At 72.0% G+C, this 24,299-nt stretch carries 23 protein-coding genes; 13 read left to right on the forward strand and 10 right to left on the reverse strand.

Annotated features, from left to right (window positions below; genetic code table 11):
- Positions 1–26 precede the first annotated feature (26 nt).
- The 3 genes from ACIP5M_RS07685 to ACIP5M_RS07695 form a co-directional block, all read right to left on the reverse strand.
- Positions 27–812, reverse strand: a complete 786-nt coding sequence (locus ACIP5M_RS07685; protein WP_401193234.1) for a TIGR04222 domain-containing membrane protein — start codon at positions 810–812, stop codon at positions 27–29.
- Between the two features lie 96 nt (positions 813–908).
- Complete coding sequence (locus ACIP5M_RS07690) at positions 909–2,111, reverse strand: M20 family metallopeptidase (protein WP_401193237.1); 1,203 nt, start codon at positions 2,109–2,111, stop codon at positions 909–911.
- Between the two features lie 322 nt (positions 2,112–2,433).
- On the reverse strand, positions 2,434–3,033 hold the full coding sequence (locus ACIP5M_RS07695; RefSeq protein WP_401193240.1) for a hypothetical protein: 600 nt from the start codon (positions 3,031–3,033) through the stop codon (positions 2,434–2,436).
- 263 nt (positions 3,034–3,296) lie between these two features.
- Between ACIP5M_RS07695 and ACIP5M_RS07700 the strand changes: the two genes are divergently transcribed.
- Positions 3,297–3,965 (forward strand): DUF4232 domain-containing protein, encoded by a 669-nt coding sequence (locus ACIP5M_RS07700; RefSeq protein ID WP_401193242.1) that lies wholly within the window; start codon positions 3,297–3,299, stop codon positions 3,963–3,965.
- 126 nt (positions 3,966–4,091) lie between these two features.
- Positions 4,092–4,748: a class I SAM-dependent methyltransferase gene (locus ACIP5M_RS07705; RefSeq protein WP_401193244.1), complete on the forward strand. Its 657-nt coding sequence runs from the start codon at positions 4,092–4,094 to the stop codon at positions 4,746–4,748.
- Positions 4,749–4,773: 25 nt separating this feature from the next.
- On the opposite strand, the gene ACIP5M_RS07710 is transcribed toward ACIP5M_RS07705, so the two are convergent.
- Together ACIP5M_RS07710 and ACIP5M_RS07715 are read right to left on the reverse strand one after the other, a co-directional pair.
- Positions 4,774–5,409 carry a VOC family protein gene (locus tag ACIP5M_RS07710; RefSeq protein WP_401193247.1) on the reverse strand — a complete coding sequence of 212 codons (636 nt, stop codon included), beginning with the start codon at positions 5,407–5,409 and terminating at the stop codon, positions 4,774–4,776.
- Positions 5,410–5,627: 218 nt separating this feature from the next.
- Positions 5,628–6,425: a VOC family protein gene (locus tag ACIP5M_RS07715; protein ID WP_401193249.1), complete on the reverse strand. Its 798-nt coding sequence runs from the start codon at positions 6,423–6,425 to the stop codon at positions 5,628–5,630.
- Positions 6,426–6,550: 125 nt separating this feature from the next.
- Between ACIP5M_RS07715 and ACIP5M_RS07720 the strand changes: the two genes are divergently transcribed.
- Positions 6,551–7,933, forward strand: a complete 1,383-nt coding sequence (locus ACIP5M_RS07720; protein WP_401193252.1) for a TerD family protein — start codon at positions 6,551–6,553, stop codon at positions 7,931–7,933.
- A gap of 94 nt (positions 7,934–8,027) precedes the next feature.
- Here ACIP5M_RS07720 and ACIP5M_RS07725 read toward each other — a convergent pair whose 3' ends face one another.
- Complete coding sequence (locus ACIP5M_RS07725) at positions 8,028–10,340, reverse strand: immune inhibitor A domain-containing protein (protein WP_401193255.1); 2,313 nt, start codon at positions 10,338–10,340, stop codon at positions 8,028–8,030.
- 290 nt (positions 10,341–10,630) lie between these two features.
- Between ACIP5M_RS07725 and ACIP5M_RS07730 the strand changes: the two genes are divergently transcribed.
- Positions 10,631–11,359 carry a hypothetical protein gene (locus ACIP5M_RS07730; protein ID WP_401193258.1) on the forward strand — a complete coding sequence of 243 codons (729 nt, stop codon included), beginning with the start codon at positions 10,631–10,633 and terminating at the stop codon, positions 11,357–11,359.
- Positions 11,360–11,588: 229 nt separating this feature from the next.
- Here ACIP5M_RS07730 and ACIP5M_RS07735 read toward each other — a convergent pair whose 3' ends face one another.
- The 3 genes from ACIP5M_RS07735 to ACIP5M_RS07745 all read right to left on the reverse strand — a co-directional run bounded on the left by ACIP5M_RS07735 (position 11,589) and on the right by ACIP5M_RS07745 (position 14,568).
- Entirely contained in the window at positions 11,589–12,038 is a 450-nt protein-coding gene (locus ACIP5M_RS07735; RefSeq protein WP_401193260.1) for a hypothetical protein, read from the reverse strand.
- 74 nt (positions 12,039–12,112) lie between these two features.
- Positions 12,113–13,396 carry a hypothetical protein gene (locus tag ACIP5M_RS07740; protein WP_401193262.1) on the reverse strand — a complete coding sequence of 428 codons (1,284 nt, stop codon included), beginning with the start codon at positions 13,394–13,396 and terminating at the stop codon, positions 12,113–12,115.
- Positions 13,397–13,590: 194 nt separating this feature from the next.
- A complete protein-coding gene (locus tag ACIP5M_RS07745) occupies positions 13,591–14,568 on the reverse strand; it encodes an ArsR/SmtB family transcription factor (RefSeq protein WP_401193264.1) in 978 nt (325 codons plus the stop codon).
- Between the two features lie 84 nt (positions 14,569–14,652).
- Here ACIP5M_RS07745 and ACIP5M_RS07750 point away from each other — a divergent pair, with 84 nt between their 5' ends.
- From ACIP5M_RS07750 to ACIP5M_RS07780, 7 genes are all read left to right on the forward strand, one after another.
- The gene (locus tag ACIP5M_RS07750; protein ID WP_401193267.1) at positions 14,653–15,822 is read left to right on the forward strand and encodes an alpha/beta fold hydrolase; all 1,170 of its coding nucleotides are present in this window, start codon (positions 14,653–14,655) and stop codon (positions 15,820–15,822) included.
- Between the two features lie 250 nt (positions 15,823–16,072).
- Entirely contained in the window at positions 16,073–17,422 is a 1,350-nt protein-coding gene (gene gdhA, locus ACIP5M_RS07755; RefSeq protein WP_401193270.1) for an NADP-specific glutamate dehydrogenase, read from the forward strand.
- Positions 17,423–17,607: 185 nt separating this feature from the next.
- Entirely contained in the window at positions 17,608–18,051 is a 444-nt protein-coding gene (locus tag ACIP5M_RS07760; protein ID WP_401193272.1) for an ankyrin repeat domain-containing protein, read from the forward strand.
- Between the two features lie 167 nt (positions 18,052–18,218).
- On the forward strand, positions 18,219–20,333 hold the full coding sequence (locus ACIP5M_RS07765) for a SpoIIE family protein phosphatase (RefSeq protein WP_401193275.1): 2,115 nt from the start codon (positions 18,219–18,221) through the stop codon (positions 20,331–20,333).
- Positions 20,334–20,617: 284 nt separating this feature from the next.
- Positions 20,618–21,238, forward strand: coding sequence for a hypothetical protein (locus ACIP5M_RS07770; RefSeq protein WP_401193278.1), 621 nt, complete (start codon positions 20,618–20,620; stop codon positions 21,236–21,238).
- A 91-nt stretch (positions 21,239–21,329) separates the two neighbouring features.
- Entirely contained in the window at positions 21,330–21,899 is a 570-nt protein-coding gene (locus ACIP5M_RS07775; RefSeq protein ID WP_401193280.1) for a hypothetical protein, read from the forward strand.
- 77 nt (positions 21,900–21,976) lie between these two features.
- Positions 21,977–22,348 carry a VOC family protein gene (locus ACIP5M_RS07780; protein ID WP_401193578.1) on the forward strand — a complete coding sequence of 124 codons (372 nt, stop codon included), beginning with the start codon at positions 21,977–21,979 and terminating at the stop codon, positions 22,346–22,348.
- 57 nt (positions 22,349–22,405) lie between these two features.
- Here the strand turns inward: ACIP5M_RS07780 and ACIP5M_RS07785 are convergent, their stop codons facing one another.
- Entirely contained in the window at positions 22,406–23,239 is an 834-nt protein-coding gene (locus ACIP5M_RS07785) for a hypothetical protein (RefSeq protein WP_401193283.1), read from the reverse strand.
- 244 nt (positions 23,240–23,483) lie between these two features.
- On the opposite strand from ACIP5M_RS07785, the gene ACIP5M_RS07790 reads away from it, so the two are divergent.
- Together ACIP5M_RS07790 and ACIP5M_RS07795 are read left to right on the forward strand one after the other, a co-directional pair.
- A complete protein-coding gene (locus ACIP5M_RS07790) occupies positions 23,484–23,741 on the forward strand; it encodes a hypothetical protein (RefSeq protein ID WP_401193286.1) in 258 nt (85 codons plus the stop codon).
- Between the two features lie 150 nt (positions 23,742–23,891).
- Positions 23,892–24,275: a hypothetical protein gene (locus tag ACIP5M_RS07795; RefSeq protein ID WP_401193289.1), complete on the forward strand. Its 384-nt coding sequence runs from the start codon at positions 23,892–23,894 to the stop codon at positions 24,273–24,275.
- The last annotated feature ends 24 nt before the right edge of the window (positions 24,276–24,299 follow it).

A 24,299-nucleotide genomic window follows, 5' to 3' on the forward strand; every position in this document is an offset into this window, starting at 1 on the left:
CCACAGAGTCCCGTGAGAGCGGCCCGCTAGCCCCCGCAGCTTGCGAACCCTTCGCCGGACCCGCCGCCCCGGTCCAGGGGCTCCCTCGGGGGGCGGGTCAGCAGGCCGCTCTCCTCGGTGAACCGGGGCAGCTGGGCGCGGAGCGCCGGGGCGCCGAACAGGGCGACGTCCAGCAGCAGCGCCTCCGGCCGGCTCCCGGTCGCCGGGCGGACTCCCGCGTGGTCGCGGCGCAGCCGGGCGAGCAGTGCCGTGCCGCGCAGGGTGCGCCGGGGCCACGCCCACAAGGCCACCGCGCCGGCGCCGGCGAGGAGGTCGAGCACCAGCCACACCGCCGTCTGCCCGCCCGCGGCGGCCCCGAGCGGAGCGGCGGCGAAGACCGGCAGCAGCAGGCTCCGTACGACCCACACCCGCCGGCGGGACACCACCAGCCGTGCCCGCTCCAGCTCCGTCGACACGCCCTGAACGGCACGCTGCACCCGCTCGATGTCGTGCAGGCGGCGCGGGTGCAGTGGCCGGTACAGCACGTGGTACTGGGCGCGGGCCACCTCGGAGCAGTCGCGCGGCAGCCGGGCTGCGCCGGGCTGGACGGTCTGCCGCCATCCCGCCTCGACCGAACCCGCCAGGTACAGCTCGACCAGCCCGGTCTGCGTGGCACCCCGCGCACCTCCCCGCAGCAGGCCCGTCTCCACGGGAGACAGCCGTCGGCCGAGCGGCTCGGGTACCGGAGGCCGACCGGGCCGGAGGCGCAGAGCAGCAGCGGTGAGGAGCAGGAGCCAGGCGGCTCCCGACAGCACCGCGTTGATCACGAGCATACGGACCGCCCCCTCACCAGGTCGTGGGCGGTCGACCCGACCGCACGCCGGTCACCTTCCCCGGCCGGGTGCCTGTCCGAACGTCAAGGGACCCGCTCACCGGTCCGGACGGTGGGGATCGAGCGCGGCCGCCGCGTACAGGGCGGCTCCGGTGGCCAGAGCCCTCTCGTCGAAGACGACGCGGTTGGAGTGGCAGTCCGGCGTGCTCTCGGGCGGGCTGCCGGGTGGGCGGGCGCCGAGGAAGGCCATGGCGCCCGGCACCTGCTGGAGGACGTAGGAGAAGTCCTCGGCGCCCATGATCGGGTCGGCCAGATGGTGAACCCGGTCGGCGCCCAGGAGCGCGGTCGCCGTATCGCGGAACGCGGTGGTGCGGGCGAGGTCGTTGACGACCGGCGGGTACCCCTCGATCAGGGTGACCTCCGCCTCTGCCCCGTGGGCGGCGGCCACATGCCGGGCGACACGGTCGATGCCTTCGCGGACCCGTGCCCGGGTGGCGGGGGTGAGGGTGCGGAAGGTGCCGTGCAGCTCGGCGGTCTCCGGGATGACGTTGGTCGTCGTACCGGCGTGCACGGAGGCGACGGTGACCACGGCGGGATCGAACACGTCCACGGTGCGGGTGACCATCGTCTGCAGGGCCTGGACGATCTCGCAGGCCACGGGTACGGGATCGAGGACCCGGTGGGGCGTGGAGGCGTGGCCTCCGCGGCCGCGGACGATCACGTGCAGCTGGTCGGAGGCGGCGAACGTCGGCCCGGGCCGCAGATGGACGGTGCCGCTCTCGAATCGGGTCATGATGTGCAGCGCGTACGCCTCCCGCACACCTTCCCCGTCTGCGGATTCGAGTACGCCTTCCTCGATCATGTGCTGGGCGCCGCCACCGGATTCCTCCGCCGGCTGGAACATGAACACCACCCGCCCGGCCAGCTCCGCACGCCGGGCGGCCAGCAGGCGGGCGGCGGTGACGAGCATGGCGGTGTGGGTGTCGTGTCCGCAGGCGTGCATGGCACCCGTGACCTGGGAGGCGAAGGGCAGACCGGTCGTCTCCTGCATGGGCAGCGCGTCCATGTCCGCACGCAGCAGGACGGCCGGGCCCGGCCGTCCGCCCTCCAGGACGGCGGTGACGGAACTGAGCCGCGAGCCCGTGGTCACCTCCAGGCCCAGGCCGGCCAGGGCGTCCAGGACGGTGCGCTGCGTGCGGGGCAGGTCGCTGCCCACCTCCGGATGGCGGTGGATCTTCCGCCGCAGCGCCACCGTCTCGGGCAGCAGGGCGTGCGCCTCGGCGAGCAGCCCTGCCGGCATCCCCCCGTCCGTGGGACGGGGGTCTGCCGCGTCCCCTGCCGTCGGTCCCGTCGGGGTCACCGGCCCGCCCCTGCCGCGCAGCGGGTCCGGCAGGACGACTCGGCGTCCGGACCGGCGAACACTTCGGCCTGCATGACATCGCCTCCAACGGCACGATTCCGGGGCAGAACTCGTACCTGCCCGCCCGCGCGCCCGCTACGCGCTCAAGGCCCCGCCGGGTCCTGAAATCGACTCGGCCGGCAGCTGCGCACACGGACCGCGGTTTCCCCGCCTTCCGGCCGCAACCACCCCGCACGAGGCACTGCGTCCGGCCTTCGGCACGTCAGCGGGTGAGGTGCCAGTCACCCGGGTGGGGCATGTGGGGGGCGAGGCTGCGGCAGCGCTGCCACATGCCGTGCAGCTGCTGGGCCGGGCGCTGCTGCTCGCCGTGCAGGGCGTTGAGGATGAGCAGGCCGCCGGTCAGGGCCGGCACGGCCCACTGGGCGAGGGAGAGGTGCCGTTCTGCCTTCTTGGCGTCGACGGGGTGCCGTTCGCCCTTTTGAGCATCGGCCGGGTCAGGCGAGGACACGTACTCGATCTTCTTGCCGAGCATGCGGGTGTAGGCGGTCGCGGCGAGCGCGGCCCCGGTCAGGACGGTCTTGGCGATCGTGGAGCCGGCGACTCCCTGCTGGGTGGCGACGCGGGCCGCGTTGGAGGCGAGCAGGCCACTGGTTCCGACCAGGTGGAGCCCGATCGCCGCCGCTCCCACCGGAGCCCATCGCGACCAGCCCGCGCTCGCGATCCGCGCACCGTGCTCCCAGTCCCCACCGCTCTGTTCCTTCGCGGCGCCGTTGAGGCCGACCGCGCCCATCACGGAGCCGCCGAACCAGGCGGCCAGTCCCACGTCGTGCAGGCTCCGCAGGACGGTGTTGCGTTCGCTCATCGGGTTCTCTCCCAAGGGGGCACGACACGGAGCACCGGCAGGTCCACCGGTGCTCCGGCCACCGTCTCCCGCATCGGTGGGCGCCGCCATCGCGGTTGCTCCGAACGGCTCGCCGGTCCGTGTGCGGCGCCGGTCATGGGGCAGTCATGATCCCGTCACTGAACCGGAACAGCATGGCGCCCGGGGGAACCCGAGCGGGGTGCGATGCCGTGTCCAGCGGCGAGTGCCGGTCTGGGGCCGGTCGTGAACCTCGGGGAGCGATCATGCAGTACACAACGGATGTCCGCCGGAGCGCGGCAGCGCTGCTGGCGGCGGTGGCAGTCAGCGCGCTCATGGCCGGCTGTACGCCCGCCGGAGACGACGGCGCGACCGCCAAGCCGTCGGCGCCGCCGGCGAGCTCGGAGCCGGCGAAGCCGACGCCCACGGGCAACGGTTCCTCCGGCGGCAGCACGGGCGGCAGCACGGGCGGAGGCACGGGCGGCGGGACGAAGGCCTGCACGATCGACCAGGTCAAGGTCTCCGACGCCCACCAGGCCGATGTCCGGCCCCCGGGTACCGGAACGGGAGCCGCCATCGTGTCCGTCACCAACACGTCGAAGCACGCCTGCACGCTCAGCGGATTCCCGACGGTCGCCGGCGCCGGCAACGGCTCGCCCGACAAGAACCTCCCGCTCGCCGTCACGCACAGCGGCTCGGCCTCCACCGTGACCATGACTCCGGGGGCCAGGGCCTGGACGAAGCTCACCTTCGTCAACGTCCAGGGCGAGGCCGACGGCTACTGCGAATCCGGCGCCACACCCGCGACCTTCCCCACGCTCGTTCTCGGCGTGCCGGGCGCGGGCTCGCACCAGATCGCCATGGACGACGGCGTGTTCGCCGAATGCGACAACAAGGCGACCGTCACCGCCTTCTCGGCGACGAAACCCTCCTGACGGCCGGCGACGCCATTTCGGCCGTTCTGGTGGCCTGTCGGCGTCCTGTGCGGCGCGGGGGAGCGGCCGCGGGCACCCGGCGTGGTACCTGGTGCCCTGTCCAGGAGCGGAAACGGGAGGTCAGCGGTGAGTGATGGGGTGCTGAACGGTGCGGCCGAGCTGTTCGACGGTCTGGGGGTGGAGTACGAGCACGCCTTCGTCCGGCTGCCGGAGCAGCACGCGGCGCTGACGTGGCTGACCTCCCGGCTGCCCGAGGGCGCGCGGGTGCTGGACATCGGCAGCGGGACGGGCCGGCCGGTCGCCGAGACGCTGGTGCGGGCCGGATGCCGGGTCACCGGCATCGACGTCTCGCCGGTCATGGTCGAGCTGGCGCGGTCCCGGGTGCCGGGCGCGCGGTTCGAGCAGGTCGACGTACGCGAGTTCCGGGCGCCGAGCGGGAGTTTCGACGCCGTCTGCGCCTTCTTCCCGCTCCTGCTGATGGGCCAGGAGGAGGTGGGCGCGACGCTGGAGCACATCGCGGACTGGCTCGCACCGGGCGGGTACTTCGTGATGGCCACCGTGCCGGGGGACCTCCGGGACGAGGAGGTGGAGTGGATGGGCCGCAGGGTCGCCGTCTCCAGCTACTCCACCGACGAGTACCTGCGCAGGATCCGGCAACTGGGGCTGGAGGTGGTGCACTGGTCGACCTCGACCTTCCACCCGGACAGCGAGTCCGCCGGGCCGGAGGACCACCTGTTCTGCTACGCCCGCCGTATCGGGGGCCCGGGCCGAGCCCCTGCTTGAGGCGGTTGATGGCAGTCGGGCCCGGTCAGATCGTGACCGGGCCGTTGGCGGTGGCGAACTCGACCGCGACCAAGCCCGGTTCCTCATCCTCGACCCAGGTCACATCGATCTGGTCGAGGGGGTGGTCGGCCGGTTCGCCGAGGAATTCGGCGATGGAGGCGGCGTCGCCGGCGATGGAGACCCCGTGGATGGTGGTGGAGGTGCGCGGGTCGGCGCTCGGGCGCTCCTCGATGGGGACCAACCATTGGAGGAAGTAGGGCAGTTGCGGGTCCTCCATCAGTTCCAGCAGGCCGATCTGCTTCCACCGCAGGTCGAACCCGTCGGGGCGGACACGGTGGCCCTCGGCCGAGGTGCGGCCGAGGCGGGCCTCGACCGGGGCGATGTCGTCGACGGAGACCACCCAACCGAGCCAGCCGCCGCCCTCGGCGGCGCGGCGCGCGACGGCCTGGCCGAAGGGTGCGCGGTCGGCGGCGGGGTGGTCGAGTGTGGTGACGACCTCGACGTAGGTGCCGCCGCTCAGCGGGAGAATGAAATTGCGGGTGCCGAACCGCGGGTGCACGCCCCCGTCGACGAACCCGGCGCCGAGGGCCGATCCGATCCACTGGACGGTCGAGACGAAGCTGTCGCGGGCCACTGCATAGGACACGTGATCAAGTCGCACCGCGCCATCATCACCCGACAACCCGTACACATCCCGACGCCACGCCCGCCGCCCCGGCCGAGTCCGCGGTGGATCCAGCCGCGGGGCGGATCGATCATCCTCATCCCGGCGGGGGGAGGCCCGGGCGAAGCCAGGCAGCAGCGCTGCCGCCACACAATTCCGATCCGGCACGCAGCACCATGCGCACCGCACTCCCACGAGACAGGCTCTTGGTCGGCTCAGCCGCGGGCCGGGGTGAGGACCACGAAGTCGGCGTTGGCCGGGTCCAGGCAGACGGCGAGCCGGCCGACCCCCTCCGCGTCCTCCGGTCCCATCTGCACGCTGCCGCCGTTCTCGGTGACCTTGGCGACGGTGGCGTCGCAGTCGGCGACGGCGAAGACGGGATGCCAGTACGGCCGTCCGCCCGCGAGGGCGAGGTTCTCCGCCGACAGCTCCATCAGGCCGCCGTGCATGCGGTCCTCGGCGAGCCCGGCGGGAGTGATGAGGGTGTACGTACCCCCGCCGCCGGGCAGCGCCATATCGCTGAACTGCCAGCCGAAGATGCCGCCGTAGAACTCCTTGGCCGCCCCGGCGTCGGTCGTGTACAGCTCGGTCCAGGACAGCGAGCCCGGCTCGTCCACCAGGTCGACCCCCTTGTTCGTGCCCGGCTGCCAGACGGCGAACTGTCCCCCCAGGGGGTCGCTGTACTGCGCCATCCGGCCCCACCCCTCGAGATCCATCGGGGCCACCCGCACCGTGCCGCCCGCCCGCTCCACCGCCCGGGTGGTGGCGTCCGCGTCGGTGACGCTGTAATAGATCATCCAGGCCGGGCGCGCGCCCTGCTCCGTGAGCTTGCCGAGCCCGGCGACGGTCTTGCCGTCCTTCCGGAACATCCCGCCTTCCATGTCCTCCCCCTCGCCCATGGACTCGTACTCCCATCCGAGCACGGAGCCGTAGAAGGCCGCGGCCGCCGGGACGTCGGGGGCGCCGAGGTCGAGCCAGCAGGGGGAGCCGGGTACGAAGTCAGTGGTGATCATGGTGATTGCCTCTCGCGGGTCCTGTACGACACCCAGCCTGGCACCCCGCACGGACCCGCGCCCGTCGACGGCGCCCGGTCCGGCGGGGCGTGACGGGGCGGTCGCCAGGGTGTCAGGATGCGCGCATGACAAAGATCATCAAGGGGGGAAACCTTCCCGTCAGCGGCGAGCCGATGCGGGTCGCGGTCGTGCGCCGGTCCGGTGGGCCCGGAGCGCCTGAAGTCGACGCGGCCGCGCTGCTGGTCGACGCGACCGGCAAGGTGAGGGGCCGGGGCGACCTGGTGTTCTACAACCAGCCCGAGCACACGGGGAGCGGCGTACGGCTCGCGGGAAACGCCCTCGGGGAGGGCGGGGTGGTCGCGGACTGGCTGGAGATGGACCCCGCCCGGGTCGAGCCCGCCGTGGAGCGGATCGTGATCGCGGCGTCGTGCGACGGCGGGACGTTCGGGGATGTCGAAGACCTGTACATGCGCGCGGTGAGCGCTGCCACCGGGGAGCAGCTGGCGCTGTACACGGTCGACGACGCCACGACGGAGACGGCGATCCTGCTGGGCGAGTTCTACCGCAGGAACGGGGGCTGGAAGTTCCGTGCCGTGGGGCAGGGGTACGCTGCCGGACTCCCGGCCCTGGCCGCGGACTTCGGGTTCTCCGTGGAGGAGGACACGCCCGCGTCAGAGCCGCCCGCCGGGCCCCTCGCGCCCGCGCCGGAACTGCCGGAGCAGCGACCGCCGGCCGCGGCCCCGGTCCCGCCGGCCGCCGCTCCCGCGCCCGTCGCGGCTCCCGCCTTCGTACCCGGTCCCGTGCCCGCGCCGGTCGCCCCCGCGCCTCCCGTGTTCGTCGCGAAGGCCGACGTACCACTGCCCGGCGCCGTCGCGCCCTCGGGTACGTCCCCGGGGCGGCTCAACACCCTCCCGGACGAGATGGGCCCGGACTTCCCGTACTTCGAGTACGCGGGACGGGACAAAGAGGTCGTCCAACCCGGACTCACCCTCCCGCGCGGCTTCCTGGTGGTCGACGTCGCGAGGGAGGGTGACGCGTCTTTGGAGATCGTCACGCTGACCATCCGCAATCGCAGATGGCGTCGGGTCATCGGCAGCAGCATGGAGGACCTGCGCGGGGTGGGCCTCGTGTACCACGACGGCCATTCCCCGCTGCGGCTGCGGGTGGACACGCGGGGCCGGTGGATGATCAGGGTCCGCCCGGTGTCGACGCTGCGCTCGTTCGACGGCCCGGTGGAGGGAAGTGGGCCGGACGTCATCGCCCACACCGGCGCCGACGTCAACGTCAAGTTCCGCTTCCAGGGCGATGAGGACGGGGAGGGGCACTTCGCGGTGTGGGTCCACCGGCGCGGCGGGCAGCACGAGTTCGCGTTCAGCCGGAGTGACCAGGGTCGGGGACGGGGTTCACTGCCCCGGGGCCCGCGTCTGCTGGTGATCGAAGCCGACGGGCCCTGGTCGATGGAGCCCCGCCCCGCGAGCGGGATCGGATTCTGGACCCGCCGCCGCTGACAGCGCCACGACGGGCCCCGCACCGCACTCCGGTCCGGGGCCCGCCGACGCCGGCGGTGAGGGAGCCGAACTCACCCGCGCCGGCTCACCGGCATCAAGAGGACGGACTCACCTGGACGGTGGTGAGCGCCCCGCCCGCAGCCTCCTTCACCACCGCGATACGGGTCCCCGTGTCCGGCACCTTGACCCCCACCTGCGGCAGCTCGGCGTTCCAGTACGAGCCCCGGTGGTCGTCGAAGACGGCAACCCCCGGACGCGACGGGATCACCGTCGGCGTGCCCGCCTTGTGCAGCACGATCCGGTCGCTCGCCCGCAGCGAGAACGGCGCGTCGAACGTCTGCGCGCGGGCGTTGAGCAGGGAGCCGTCGGCATTCCGGAGCGGATCCGGCCGGGCGTCGACCGGCAGCAGCATGCCGCCTCCCGGGTGGGCCTTGGTGGTGTTGTCGCTGTAGGCCGTGTCCCACAGCCAGATCAGCACGCCCTGCTGGTACGGGTAGAACTCCACCCGGTCACCGGTGTAACCGAAGTTGTACGGGCCCGTCTTGAGCTGGGTGCCGTAGCCGGTGTAGCGGCGGTTCTCGACCAGGTACGCGCGCGCGTGGTGCTCGGTGCCCGTGCGACCTTCCGTACGCGACCACTTGACCGCGCTCCAGCCGTTCGCGCCCTGCTCCGCCCCGTCGCGCAGCAGCTCACGCCCGCCCGCGCTGATCCGGATGTCGTCGAACGTGACGCCCTTGCCGTGGGTGTTGCCGTCGGAGGTGACGCGCAGCCGCAGCTGGAAGCTCCGGCCGGCGAACGCGTCCAGCGGCACGCCGAGTTCCGCCCAGCCGGCCGACGTCCCGGACACGCCCTTCGCCGGAATGGCACTGCCGCCGACCGTACCGCCGAGCGCCGTCCAGGTCGTGCCGCCGTCCGTTGAGGCCTCCACCGTGAGGAAGTCGAAGTCCTGCTCGATGTCGTACCAGACCCTGGCGTCCAGCCGGGCGGGCCCGGCCGAGCCGGTGAGGTCGACGGTCCGCCCGAGGGTGTTGTCCATGAAGTCCCCGGTGCCGCTCCACCACTGGCTGCCGCCCTCGTACGGGTCGGTCAGCTCGGTCCGGGTCTCCGACGGCGGCAGGTGCACCAACAGGGCTTGTGGATCCTCGGTGTTGTAACCCGACACCCCGAGCACGGCGCGCGTCTTGCGCCCCGCGTCGGCCTCCGTGTACTCCAGCCAGCCGAGCTGGAGCTTGCTCCACGGGTCGAGATCGCCCGGCCACGCGCCGGTGGTGTTGCGGCCCTTGGCCAGGTACGAGCCCGAGGACATCAGGGACCAGAAGTTGACGCTGTTGTCCCCGTCCGAGCTGTACAGGTCGGGCAGCCCGAGGTCGTGGCCGAACTCGTGGGCGAAGAGCCCCGCGCCGCTGTTCTCGCCACCGGTCAGGTAGTCACCGGCCCAGATGCCGGAGTCGCCGATCGGTGTGCCACCCGCCTTGTTGCCCTCGGGGCCCGCGCTGCCGGCCTGGTTCCAGTACGCGAACCAGCGGTGCGCCCAGACGGCGTCCTTGCCCTGGGCCCCGCCGCCCCAGGTCTGGTCCTTGCCGGCGTGCACGACGACGAGGTGGTCGAGGTAGCCGTCCGGCTCGTCGAAGTTCCCGTCGTGGTCCGCGTCGTAGCGGTCCCACACGTCGTACTCGGCGAGCTGCGCCTTGATCTGCCCGGGCGTACGGCCCTTCGCGCGCTCGGCGTCGTACCAGGAGGCGGTGGCGTCCCGTATCAGGTCCCAGTTGGTGCGGCACTGGCCGGGTTCGGAGCAGTTGTCGGTGCCGTAACGGGCCTCGTTCCACGGCAGCTTGACCCAGTCCGAGACCACGCCGTCCATGTCGTAGCGGCCGGAGGACTGGAGCCGGTAATAGGCCCGCATGGACGCCGACTCGGGATCGGTGGAGAAGAACTGCTTCTCGTAGAAGGTCCGGTCGAAGTCCTTGCGCCACAGCGTGTGGTTGTCGCTCGCGGCCGGCTTGCCGATGGTGTTGTGGCGAGGGCCGGGGGTGCCGCCGAAACGGGGCTTGCCTTCGAACTCGGTGGTGTCGTCCACCTGGTCGCCGAACTCGGCGAGGATCACGAAGACCTTGTCCTTGCGCTCTTGGGCGAGTTCGACGTACCGCTTGCCGACCTTGGCCTGACGGGGGAGCGTGCCGTCCGCCTCCGCCTTGAGGGCGGCCGCGGGCCCACCGGCGGCGACGCTCTCGAGCGCCTGGCGGCGCAGGGCCTGGCGCTGCAGTTCCAGGGGCGCGGGCGGCGGCTCGGCGGTCTGCCCGGCCGGCTGTGCACCCGGGGGAGGGGGTGGGGGCGTGGCGGCGGCGAGCGCTGGGGTGGTGAGGAGGGCGAGGGATATCGCCGCTCCGACCACAGCGAGTCTGCGCAAGGTGGCGTGCCTTTCGCTGAGTTGGGGCGGAGGAGTGGGGTGGAGCGCAGGTGCGGAGGTAATATTTCACATGTCACAGGTGATGGGTAGGCTGTCCCCACAACTGAGCCCCCTCTTCGGGGAGTGGTGTAGACCTGCAAAAACGATGCGCGATGCGGGCATGGAGTCCGGCTATCCCCTCGAGCCACGCCTCGACCTGCTCAACCGTCAGCTCATCGGCACCCGGATACACCAGCGAGCCCCACACCACATCCATCACGCAGATGCGGTTGCACGATTAGGCTGACCGGATGACAGCTGATCGCACAGCAGCCGAGTACCGCCGCATCCTCGCCCTGGCCGGCGCGGCCGGGATCGCCCTCGCCGGGAGCGCCTGTTCCTCGTCCGGGAGTTTCGGCGGGACCGCCTCGGGCGGTGAGAGGCTGTCCTACGACCGGGTCGCCTCGACGGCGAAGCAGCTGACGAGTACGTCGGCCTGCCCGTTCGGCCTAGACCCGGCGGCGGCGCTGAAGGCGGCCGGTGCCGAACGGACCGTCACCCCGGCGGCGTCCGGCGGCGGACCCGCGGCTCAGGGGACCGTCGACCCTGGGCGGCCGGCTGAGGCCTGGCCCAGCGGGCAGCCCACGCCGCCGTTTGGGCTCCCCTCCAACCCCGCCGTCCCGCCGCACACGTCCGTCGTCTGCAACTTCACGGCTTCGGGAGCCCCGGTGGAGATCGACCTCGTGGCCGCGTCCGAGGGCGGGGTGGCGGTGAACCTGGCGCTGCCGCAGATCGCCCGCCTCGGCAACCTCGGCGCCGACGAGGTGATGGCGTTCTCCAAGGACAGGCCCGGAATCGGCCAGACCAGGGTCACCCCGGGCCGGGGCACGGCCGCCGTCGCACGGGTGGCAGCGGCGGGCAAGGGCGACTTGGCGCTCGTGGTCTCCCAGGGATGGCCCGTCACCAAGGCGGACCCGGCCCTGGCCGGCGAGTCGCTCAGGAAGGTCGCCGAGGCACTCGCGACCCAGCTGCGGCCGTAGGCGGCGCCGGCAGGCGACCCGCCGCGCACTGCTCGCCGCCCGACCGGAGCGAGCCGGTGCGGTACCCGGGAGGGCCGAACCCAAGGTCGCCAGGGCCCGCGGCCGGGGCCGCCTCGGAGCCCCGGGTGGCTCCGAACGAGTACCACGACTCGACCTGCTCAACCGTCAGCTCATCCTCTGCCCGGGCGGGCCGGCTCCGGCCGCGTTACGTCAACCCGCTCGCCGCCTCTCAGCGCCAGATCGTCTGCACGGAGTCGAACTGGACCCAGGTGATCGGGTTTCCGCCGTTGCCGCCGTAGATGGTCAAGGATCCGGCGGTGTTGACCTCGAACCGGCAGGCGTTGATGCCCTGGCTGTTGTTGCGCGGGGCGGTGGCGCGGACCAGGGCGGTGGGGCGGAGTCCGGCCGGCAGGGTGGCGATCTTCGCGTCGGCGGCGAGGTTGCAGGTCACCGAGCCGCGGGCCTGGAGGAAGACCGTACCGGCGATGGTGATCAGCCGGACCTGAGGAGTCGCGCCCGTCGGGGCGGTGACACCCGACTCGAGGAGGAGGTCGGTCCACGGCTGTGCCTCGACACCACCCGCGGCGACGGCGGGGGTGGCGGCCACCAGGTTCGCCGTGGCCAGCGTGGCGGGCAGGGCGAGCGCGGCACCGAGGATACGGCGGCGGTTGTGGGGCATGGGTGGTCGGTCTCCTTGTCCTTGGGGGAGGGGCTCGTGCGGGGGCAGGGGGCGTGCTTGGGGCCAGGGGGGCCTCAGCGCCACACGACGCTGAAGTTGTCCAACTGGGCCCAGGTGATCGGGTTGGTGGAACGCCCGCCGTAGAGCCAGAGCTCCCGGACGGAGTTCGCCTCCGCCCGCGCGGTGCACACTCCGCCGCTGTTGTTGCGCGGCACACTGCCCTGGACGGCCATGCTCGGCGCCAGTGCGTCCGGCAGCGTACCGATCAGGGTGTCCGCCTCGAAGCTCCCCTTCACCCCGCCGCTGAGCTGCAGCACCGTCGTCCCCGCCATGCTGATGAGCCGGCCCTGCGGGGCCCGGACGTCGGCGGTCACGCCGCTCGCCAGCGGGATGGGCTGCCAGTCGGCCAGCACCTTCACCCCGTCGACCTCCGGCGCCCCGGACAGCGACAGAAGGGTGCAGGTGCGCGGGCTGGGCTCCTCGCCGGCGAAGCCGAAGTGCAGGTGGTGCACCCCGTTTCGTACGGAGACGGCCATCCCCTCGGGTTCACGCAGCTCCAGGCCGGGAGCGGCGGCGACGAACTGCTGGTCCAGGACGGCGCCGGTGGCCCAGTCCACGGCGGTCAGGTACGTATTCCCGGGGGGCTTGATCACGTCCGAGTAGCCCTGTCCGGCCAGCATGTACAGCACGCCGCCGAGGGAGGCGTACCCCTGGAAGACCCCCTTCGCGTCCGGCTGGGTGATCCGGGTCAGCGGCGTCCAGTCACCGGCCCTGGCCTTGTCCAAGTCGTACGCCTCGAACATCGTGCTGCCGCTCTTGAAGCGGACGATCACCCGGTTCGTCGTCGGGTCGATGGTGCACGTCACGTTGGTGGCACCGGCCACCGGCCGGTAGGGCTGGGCGAGTTGGGAGGAACCGGAGTCGATGGTCACGCCGCTGCGGAACTCGAAATGGGTGACGGCGGTGCCGTATCCCTCCTTCTCCTCCTCCGGCACGTCGGTGCCCATGGGGATCGACGCCGTCTCCGTCCACAACCGCGAGACCCCGTCGTGGTGCTCGACGCCCATGGACACGCCGTGGCCGAAGCCCCGCAGGAACATGTGCCCCGTGATGGTGCCCGCCTGGCTGAGCCGGGTCACGGCGAGGTCACCGGCGTACGCCCGCTGCTTGCCGGTCCTGGGCCCCGACTCGCCCGGGAGGGCGAGACCCCCCTCGACGAGCTGGAGGACGAAGATCTCACCGGTGACGGGATCGATGCCGAAGGACTGCATCACCGTGGCGTTCTGCAGCCGCCGCCGATGGAGCAGTTTGCCCACCGGACCCGATATGTCGATCTGTCCCTCGACGCTGATGCTCAACTACGCCTCCTGCTCGGCCGGCTCGCCGCTGTCCTGACCGGGGCCAGTCTCGCATCGAGGGCCGGCGAGCGGGACGGCGGCCTCGGTGGATGCGACACGCGGGGCTCACCGACCGGTGGATCACGCGCAGCGCTCCGTCCGGCCCTGTGCGATCGGCCCTCGGCGGCCGGCCCTCAGCCGTCAGCCGCCATCCGTCAGCCGCCATCCGTTCCACCGGTGAGGAGCAGTTCCGCCAGGGGCGTGCGCGTGTGGTGCACCGAGCGGCCGGTGCGGGTGGTGGTGAGGAGACCGGCGGCGCGGAGCGCCGAGGCGTGGGCCGAAGCCGTGGCGTTGCTGACGCCGATACGGCGCGCCACTCCCGTGGTCGTACGGGCTTCGTCCAAGGAGCGCAGCACGGCGAGGCGGCCACGCCCGAGGACCGCCGCGAGGGGATCCTCCGACGGGCCGCCCTGATCCGGGACGAGCGGCAGCCCCCTGCCCGCGGGGTAGGCGAGGGCCACCGGACGGTCCGGCAGGTCCTGGATGAGGGGGCCGCCCCGCCAGTGGAAGGTCGGTCGCAGGATCAGCCCGCGCCCGCCGAGCCGTACGTCGCGTACACCCGGCCGGCCCGGCAGGGGCCATTCCCAGACCCCCTTGCGCAGCCGTGACCCGGGAGCCAGGCCGGTCAGCGCGCCGCCGAGGCCCCGTTCGGCTACGGCCAGGGCATGGCGGGTGAACTCTGCCCGGTGCAGGTCCTGGACCGCCGGCCACACCGGCGCCAGTACCGACTCGTACGCCGCCCGCTGCGCCCGCAGGAGCGTCCGCCAGGCGCCGGCGTCCCCGGCGTGCAGGTCGCGGATCCACGGCGGGGCCGGCCGTCTCGCGTACACCTGCTCGATCCCGGCGCGCACGAACTCCGGGCGGTGCGCTCTGATCAGGGTGAACCCTTCGTCCGGCGTGTCGCCGAGGACGTCGAGGAAGGAAGGGGCCACCCCGTCCGGTACGAGGTCCGCGAGCGGTGCGGCCGCTTTCGGGATGCTGCGCAGCAGCCTGTTCCGCCAGCGCCCGAACAGCAATGGCTCGTGCGGGGCGCCCAGCATCATCAAGGCCGCGTGCACCTCGGGTAAGGGCGAGGGCCGCGGAGCGAACCGCAGCCGGGCGAAATCGTCCGCCGTGAAATGGATCCGGATCATGCACATCCCCCTGCTCCGCGCCCGCCTTTCGGGCCAGGCCGCATCCTTCGCCCCCGCGCGGCGCCCGCCCTCAGGATGCCGTCCATGACCGACTCCTCCGCACCCACGCGCCGTTCCGTGGCCAAAGGCGCCCTCGCCGGTGCCGCCGCACTGTTCCTCGGGGCCGCCGCCCCCGGCGCCGCCTCGGCCTCCGGGCGTTCCCGCCCGCCGCTCCTCCAACTGCCCGCGCCCACCGGCGCGTACCCCGTCGGCGCCCGGGTCCTCCACCTCGTCGACCGTTCCCGCAACGACCCCTGGGATCCCGGGATCGGAGTACGCGAGCTCATGGTCACCGTCCTGCGGCCGGCCGTGCCCGGCTCCGGCTTCCCGTGGCTGCCGCAGCTCACGCCGGGCGCCGCCGGAGCGTTCGCCTTCCTCGCCCACCTGATCCATCCGGACTTGCCTGCGAGCGGCGTCGACTGGGCGGCCACCCTCACCCGGGCCCGGGACGGGGCCCCGCCCCTGCCCGGCCGGCGCCCCGTGCTGCTCTACAGCCCCGGAGGCGGCGACGCCCGCACGATGGGCAGCTCACTCGCGATCGACCTCGCCTCACACGGCTGGACGATCGTCACCGTCGACCACCCGGGGGACGCGAGCGAGGTGGAGTTCCCGGACGGGCGGCCGGAACGTCCCCGGCTCCGGACGACCGTGCTGGGCCCGGACATCGACGCGGCGACCTTCCGCACCATGATCGACACCCGGGTCGCCGATCTCCGCTTCGTCCTCGACGCCCTCGGTCTGGACCGGGTCGGTGTGTACGGGCACTCCGCGGGCGGCACCGCGGCCGCGCAGGCGCTCCACGAGGACCGGCGGATCGCCGCCGCCGTCAATCTGGAGGGGTATCTCGACCGGATGGACGGCGAACTCCTGCCGGTGGCCCGGCAGGGGACCGACCGGCCGTTGCTCCTGGCCGGCACCGACGGCTTCCGCGACGCCCGGCTGGACCGCTCCTGGGCGGCGCTTCTCGCTCACGCCGGCCCGGTGGCCCGCCGTCAGCTCGACGACACCCACCACTGGGTGTTCACCGACTACGCGGCCCTCGTCCCCCAGCTCCACCAGGCCGGTCTGATGACCGCCGCCGGGCGCGCTGCCATGGTCGGCCGGGCCGACCCGCGCGTCACGGTGCCGGCCGTCCGTCACCTCGTGCGCTCGTTCCTGAGCCGCCACCTGCTGCCGGGACGGAGAGGAACCGGCCATCGGGAAGGGTGGCGTTGACCCGCTGCGTCGCCCCGACGGCCGGCGTGCCTCTCTCCCACGCGCGTCACCACGGTCGGACCGTCCAGACTTCGGACCGGCGGCCTGGGCCGATCCTACGGGCGCAGGGCGGCGAAGTCCCGATATGTCCGGCGCCGGTCAAAGGCCAGTTCGGAGGCCGAAAGTGCTTTGCCGGAACGCAGTTCGCGCGGGGTACGCTCCCGCTGGGCCCGTACGGCCCCCGAAACGATCTTCGGAGAGGAAACAGACTGTGACCGACGCCAAGGACCGGCTGGACGCACTGCGGGCGGACATCGAGCGACGCAACCCCGGGCAGCCCGAGTTCCACCAGGCCGTACGAGAGGTCCTGGACACGCTGGCCCCCGTCCTCGCCGCGCGTCCCGAGTACGCCGAAGCCGGGCTCGTCGAGCGGCTCCTGGAGCCCGAGCGCCAGATCATCTTCCGCGTGCCGTGGACGGACGACCGGGGCCGGGTGCAGGTCAACCGCGGCTACCGCGTCGAGTTCAACAGCGCCCTCGGCCCCTACAAGGGAGGCCTGCGCTTCCACCCGTCGGTGGACATCGGCGTCGTGAAGTTCCTCGGCTTCGAGCAGATCTTCAAGAACGCGCTGACCGGCCTCGGCATCGGCGGCGGCAAGGGCGGATCCGACTTCGACCCGCACGGCAAGTCCGACGCCGAAGTCATGCGCTTCTGTCAGTCGTTCATGACGGAGCTGTCCCGGCACATCGGCGAGCACACCGACGTCCCGGCCGGCGACATCGGCGTAGGCGGCCGCGAGATCGGCTACCTGTTCGGCCAGTACCGCCGCATCACCAACCGCTGGGAGGCCGGTGTCCTGACCGGCAAGGGCCAGGGCTGGGGCGGATCAGCGATCCGCCCCGAGGCCACCGGCTACGGCAGCGTGCTGTTCGCCGCCGAGATGCTGAAGGTTCGCGGGGAGTCCCTCGAGGGTCTGAGCGCGGTGGTCTCCGGCTCCGGCAACGTCGCCCTGTACACGATCGAGAAGCTCCAGCAGCTCGGCGCCAACCCGCTGACGGCCTCCGACTCCTCCGGCTACGTCGTCGACGACAAGGGCATCGACCTCGCGCTGCTCAAGCAGATCAAGGAGGTCGAGCGCGGCCGCATCGGCGAGTACGCCGCCCGCCGCGGACCGTCCGCCCGCTTCGTGCAGGGCGGGCGGGTCTGGGAGGTCCCGGCGGACGTCGCCTTCCCGTCGGCCACCCAGAACGAGCTGGGTGCCGACGACGCGCGCACGCTCATCGCGAACGGCGTCAAGGCGGTCTCCGAGGGCGCCAACATGCCCACCACCCCCGAGGCGGTGCACCTCTTCCAGGAGGCGGGCGTCGCCTTCGGCCCGGGCAAGGCGGCCAACGCGGGCGGCGTCGCCGTCAGCGCGCTGGAGATGGCCCAGAACGCGGGCCGGGTGGCGTGGAGCCGCGACCGGGTCGAGGCGGAGCTCGCGGGCATCATGCGCTCCATCCACGAGGTCGCCCACGAGACGGCGGCCCGCTACGACGCCCCGAACGACTACGTGACCGGCGCGAACATCGCCGGCTTCGAGCGCGTCGCGGACGCGATGCTCGCCCAGGGCGTCATCTAGCGTGACGTGGGACCGGATCGAGCCGCCGATGCCGGCCGATCCGGTCCCGGGCGGCCGGGAAGCCGGTGGTTGCGGCTCGAACCGCTCAAGAGTCAGCAGGGTACGAGGCGGCCGCCCTCACGGCGCTCACCGACGAGTGGCTGTGACCAGACGTTTCACCCACTTGGTGGCTAGCCTGAGCGATCGTGAACAGACGACGGCAGAAGAAACTGTCCAAGCGCCTCGTCGAGGCGGCGACGTTCGGGGACAGCACGCAGATCCACGCTCTGCTCCGGGCAGGGGCCTGCCCGCAGACCAGTGACACCGAGGGCACCACGCCTCTCTACGCGGCATCCGTCACCGGAGCCACCGACAACGTCCTGTGTCTGCTGGCAGCCGGCGCCCTCCCCGACACCGAAAGCGGACGCGGCGCGGAAGGCACCCCCCTGTGCGCGGCCGCCTGCTGGGGTTACACCGAGACGGTGCGTGCCCTGCTCGCCCACGGCGCCGACCCCAACCTCCGCGAAGACCACGGCACGGGCCGTTCCCCGCTCGAATGGGCGATCACCGGGCCCTACCCCGAAACGGTCGCCACGCTCCTCGCTGCAGGCGCCCGACCCCCAGCACATCCGCACGGTCACCGTGGGTAGCCGCACCACGTGTACGGACGACCTCGGCCCGGCTCGGGAAGCCACCGCCACACGCGTGCGCCGGAGTGCCGGATCGTGCAGAACCGGGTTCGGGGAGGAGCATGGACAGAGAGCTCTCAACCGGCGCGCGCTGCGAGCCGGCCGCGCTGAGGAGGGAGCAGGCCGTCATGGCTGCACACGAGCCGCTCGACGAGGAAGAGCGGGACCGCCTTGCGGGGCCGTCCCCGCCCGGCGGGCTGCTCGACCTGCTCAGCGTGGCCGCCGTGGTACTGGACACCAGCGGGCGGATCGTGTTCTGGAGCCCCCAAGCCGAGGAGATCTTCGGCTACACCGCCAAGGAGGCTCTGGGCCAGTACGCGGCCATGCTGGTCCACGACGAACACAGGGACCTGATCGTCAGACTGTTCGCCGAGGTGATGAGCACCGGCGCGAGCTGGGCCGGCGCGTTCCCCGTCCGGCACAAGGACGGCAGCACTCGTCTGGTGGAGTTCCGCAACATGCGGCTGCTGGACGACCTCGGTGACACCTACGCCCTGGGCATCGCCGCCGACCACACCACGCTGCAGCGGGTCGAGACCGACCTGGCGCTCTCCCAGCGTCTGGTCTCGCAGGCCCCCATCGGCATCGCCCTGCTCGACACCGACCTGCGCTACCTGCTGGTCAACCCGGCACTGGAGCGCATCAACGGCATCCCGGCCGGCGAGCACCTCGGCAAGCACCCCCGCGACGTCCTGGCCTTCCTCGACGTGGAGACCATCGAGTCCGCGCTGCGCCAGGTGCTCCTCACCGGCACCCCGGTGGTCGACCAGTACACCGTCGGCCGCACCCCGGCAGACCCCGACCACGACCACGCCTGGTCCGTGTCGTACTTCCGCATCGAAAGCGCCGGAGGCCGGGTGATCGGCGCGGCGACCTCCGTGGTCGACGTCACGGAACGCCACCAGACCGCAACCGAAGCCGACCGGGCCCGGCGCCGCCTGGCCGTGATCGCCGACGCCTCCGCCCGCGTCGGCACCACCCTGGAGGTCCAGCACACCGCCCAGGAGCTCGTCGACGTCGCCGTGCCCGATCTCGCCGACATCGCAACGGTCGACATCCTCGACGACGTCCTGGCCTTCCGCCGCGCCACGCCCTCCCGCGAGCCGGGCCCCGAGACGTTCCGGGCGCTCGCCGTGGCCGCCGCCTACCCCAGCCCCGCGGCGGCCGCCGCTCTGCCGGTCGGCGACCTCGCGGCCTACGGAGCCGACCGGCTGATCACCCGCTGCGTCCACACCGGAGCACCCATGGTGGTCTCCCACGCCGACGGCGACGATCTGCGGCACATCGCCCGCGATCCCGAGGCCGCGGCCGCCTTCGCCGAGGCCGGCGTGCACTCCTACCTCGCGGTACCGCTCATCGCCCGCCACGAGGTCCTCGGCGTCCTCGACCTGGTGCGCGCCCGCAACCCCCTGCCCTTCGACGAGGACGACATCCTCCTGGCCGGCGAGCTCGCCGCCAGGGCCGCCGTCGCCATCGACAACGCCCGTTGGCACCAGAGCGTCCGCAACACCGCCGAGACCCTCCAGCGCAGCCTCCTGCCCGGCCACCCACCCCCGCTCACCGGCCTGACCGTCGCCTCCCTGTACCAGCCGGCCCAGGCCACCCACGAGGTCGGAGGCGACTGGTACGACGTCATCCCGCTCACCCACGACAAAACCGCCCTGGTCATCGGTGACGTCATGGGCAACGGCATCGACGCCGCCGCGACGATGGGGCGCCTCCGCACCGCCACCTGCGCCTTCGCCGACCTCGACCTCGCACCCGACGAAGTCCTCACCCACCTCGACAAGATCACCCAAGGGCTCGAGCACTACATCGCGACCTGCGTCTACGCCGTCTACGACCCCCACACCCACCGGTGCCACATCGCCAACGCGGGACACCTCCCGCCCGTCCTCGCCCCGGCCGGACGCCGCGCCGAACTGGTCGACCTGCCCACCGGCGCACCCCTCGGCGTCGGCGGCGTCCCCTTCCACACCACCACCTTCGAGCTGGGCCCCGGCGACCGGCTCGTCCTCTACACCGACGGCCTCGTCGAAACCCGCCACCACGCCATCGACGACCGCCTCGACACCCTCCTGCACATCGTCAACCAACCCCGGCGCGCCCTGACGGACACCTGCCCGTGGCTCCTGCGCTCCCTGCGCCACCCCGACGACCACGACGACGTCGCCCTCCTCATCGCCGAAGCCACCCCCACACCTCCCGAGCGACACGCCCCAGGAGCACGCCAGCAGGGGTGAACTGCCGGTTTGCACCGCCCTGGACGTGTGAACCCTTGGTGCCCGCCCGCGGTGTCAGCGCGCTCGCCCACCCCGGGGTCGGATTGTCATACCAAGGCGTTAGAGTGTGCGCCGCGGTTGAGACGGCTGACCCCCGTACTCCTCGGACAGTTCCGGCCGCACCAGTCCCGTGACATGTCGTCAGGGGCCTACGAGGGCGAGCCGCCGGGCTGTTGCGGCCGTCCCCGTTCGGAAATCCAGAAACAGCCAGGAGACCCATGAGAAAGAGAGCGCGGAGAGCGAGCATGCTCGCTGCCGCCACCGCCGTCGCGGCCACAAGCGTGTTCATCGCCGCACCGAACGCCAGCGCGGGAACATCCGAGATCGCGAACCCCGGCTTCGAGAGCGGCAACACGTCCTGGAACGAGAAGGTGACCCCGTTCGCCGGGCACCCCATCAACAACTCCTCCGCCTGGCCGGCCCACTCGGGCACCGGCAAAGCGGAGCTGGGCGGCCAGGGCATGACCGGCATCAGCCGTATCTCGCAGCAGGTCACGGTGCCGGCGTACCGGGTTCCGGTGCTGTCGTTCTGGGTGCGCAGCGACGTGGTCCGCAGCGGTACGAGCGGCTTCGGCTTCCGCCAGCTGATCGTGGAGGCCACGGCGGAGGACGGCACGCCCTATGAGCTGCACGACCGTATGAACAAGGGCGGAACCGAAGGTTCCTACGAGAAGGTGACGGTCACCCTGCCCGACGCCTTCTACAGCTCCTCTCCGCAGAAGGTGAACATCAGCTTCATGGCCATCGAGGACGCGGCGAACCGGATGCCGTTCCTGATCGACGACGTGAGCATGGAGTACCGCTTCAAGACGATCGACCGTCCGGTGGTCATCCCGGGCGGCATCTTCCGGCCCATCGGGGGCTGATCGCCGACCGGACAGGGCGGCGCGGCCCCCGTGTCACCGCGGTGGCCGCGCCGCGACGCCGCCAGGCGCCGCGCATCTCGAAGGAGTTGGGTTGGCCAGTGTGAACGTGCCGGGGCGGAGCTATCGGTATGTGGGGCCGCCTGATCTGCTGGCCCTCGTCCAGCCGGATGCCGAGGGCCGACGCATCCACTCGGCGGGGGACTTCGAAGACTGGGCTTCGGCTCTGGCGGCAGTGGAGCTGGCCGAGCCCTTCACGTTCGTCATCGACTCGACGGGTGTGCTGCGGATCGCGCCGCGCCGGAGCGAGCACGTGGTGTGTGCCGGCGGTGGCTCCGTGCTCGGCGCCGGGGAGATGAGCTTCCGCAAGGACTCCGGGCAGTGGGTGGTCGGTGAGGTGAGCAACCAGTCGACCGGATACTGCCCGGACGTCAGCTCGTGGCCGGCCGTCGCGCGGGCCCTGGACGCGGCCGGCCTCGGGCACGCTTCGGGTTTCACCCACGAGGTGGTGTTCCGGCGCTGCCCCCCGTGCGACCGGCTGAACATCGTCCGGGAGGAGGACTTCGTCTGCGTCTTCTGCGAGGGAGAACTGCCGCGGGAATGGAACGTGGACGGGGCCCCGAGGTGGGGGGTGTCTTACGGATCAGGCCGGCTCCGCGACTGATTCTTGCCTGACCTGTGTTCGCGAACGATGAGCGCAGCTCGGTGGCGTCGGGAACGGAAGTCAGGAAGGCTGAGGGCATGGTTTCGATAGTGCAGAACATAGCGATCGACTGTGCCGATCCCTACGCGTTGGCCGGCTTCTGGAGCAGTGTGACGGGCAGTCCGATGCACCCGGATGTCAGACCGGGTGACCGGGAGACCCAGGTGCTGCTGGCGGAGGGCCCGGTGCTGTACTTCAACCAGGTGCCCGAGGCCAAGACGATCAAAAATCGGATCCATCTGTGTCTGCGCCCCGAGACCTCGCGCGATCAGGAGGTGGACCGGCTGCTCGGCCTCGGCGCGACCTTCGTCGCCGATCACCGGAATCCTGATGGTTCCGGCTGGGCAGTCCTTTCGGACCCCGAAGGCAACGAATTCTGCGTTCTGCGCAGTGAGTCCGAGCGAGGGTAACGGCTTCCGGCTTCCACCATCGCCCGGACGCGCCGGTCACCGCCCGGTCGGGCTTCCTCAGCCCGGGTAGGTGATCGAGCCCAGCGGCGGGCAGGGGACGAGCATGGTGCCGGCGCCGGGGCGTTCCACGAAAGCGCGGGCCTCGGCGGCCCTCAGGCGCCGGGAATCCAGCTCGTCGGCGTGCCAGGCGTCGCGTCTGGCACGGGAATGGTCCCATGAGTCGTCGATGAGACCGAGGCTGGTGTTGCCGGAGCTGCGCTGGAACTCCGCGGCCAGAGCCGCCCGTTGGAGTGCCGTCTGGGCCGCGGCGAGATCGATGCGCGTGATCAGGACGCCGGGGGTGTTCGGTTCGCGGGTCGGCATGGGGGCCTGCGGGAGCAGCGACACCCCGGTGTCGAGGCGTCCGAGGTTGTCGACGGCCGCTGTCTGGGCGTCCTGCGACATGAGCTGCATCTCCCGGTGCAGCCAGAAGAACTCGTCGAGGTCGGCCTCGGTGATGCGCATCCGCTGATAGAGGGCTCGGAAGCGGGGATCGTCGTGCAGCGGGCGTATGGGGGCGACGTGGAGCCCCACGCAGTCGTTGAAACCGGCTGTCACGGCGGCGTCGAGGTGGAAGATCGCCCGGTCCGCCTCTCCGCGCACGACGGCCAGGACCCCGAGGCCCGCCTGGCCGGCGGCGACGAGCCATGTGCCGTCGGGGCCGAGCGCCGTGGCGCGCGCGACGACGTCCTGGAGGCCCGTGGTGATGTCGACGCTTCGCGGGGCACCGATGAATTCGCGCGAGGGCGAGGAAACACTCTGCCCCGGCACCACCGCGTCGACACCGTGGGTCAGGAGCGCCACCAGGAGTTCGTGAACACGGGTGGCCAGTGAGTTGACGGTGTCGACCATGGATCTCCTCGGACCTCGGTGGTGAAGAGCGAAAGGGGTGTTGAGTCTTGTCAATCCCCGTGCGGATGACAACCTTCCGCTCGTTTCCCAGGGGGTGCATCGACAGCGGATCACGGGCGGAGGGCGGCCCGGTGAGGTGAACCTGTACGCCGGATGGCGGCACGGGCGGGTCGCAGCAGTGGCAGACCGCCCGGGCGCGCCCGAGGCTCGTGGACGGGGCCGAGTGCGAGGAGGGCAGGAACTGATGCCGCAAGCCGAGGAGGAGGGCCTTACCGCGCGTTCGATCGGTGCGGTGGATCAGCGTCGGAGGAGAGCCGGGCGCCTGAAGTCCCTGGTCACGCGTACCCATCTGCTTCCCGCGTTCCTGGTTCTCACGGTCATGATGGTGGCCCTGTGGCTTACGGGTATGCCTTTTCTGCAGGCTCTGACGATTTCCACCGGGGTGAAGGTCGCGGTGGCCCTGCTGGAACTCCGCCGGTTGCCGGACCGTCCCGAGCTCTGACGCAATCACCGGCACAGTGCTCCCGCCGACAGCGCTGATCCGTGTCCACTGCTCGCTCTGTTTCGGAGCAAGGTGCGGGGAGACAATACGAAGTGGCGCATGTCGGCCTGTTCGGGCGACGGCGGGTGGGTGTCGGGGCAGGGGGTCGGGATGTCGCGTACGTGGAAGGCCGCGGCCATCGTGCTGGCCTTGGCGGGAATGGGCTCCACACCGTTGGTCTGGGTGCTGGACGGTTCCGACGCCGGACAGCTCACCGGGGCCTCCATCCAGGCCGCGGTCGGCGTCGCCGCCCTGATCTGGGCCCTGCTCCAGCCCTCCGCCCACGGTACGGGCCGTACGGGCCGTGTAAGCGGTACGGAGGACACGGCCCTGCGCACCGGGTCGGCTGATGCGAGCGGCGGCGCGAGCGCCGTCTCGGGCATCAGACGCCGACCGGGCCAGGGCGACAGCGGTTCGGCGAAAGCCGAGGACACCGGCAACACCACCGCCACCGGCGACAACAGCCGTGCCGTCAGCGGCATCGACTACACCTGATTCCTTGGCCGTTCGGTCTCCGCA

The organism is Streptomyces sp. NPDC088762, from assembly GCF_044750905.1.
Lineage (GTDB): Bacteria > Actinomycetota > Actinomycetes > Streptomycetales > Streptomycetaceae > Streptomyces.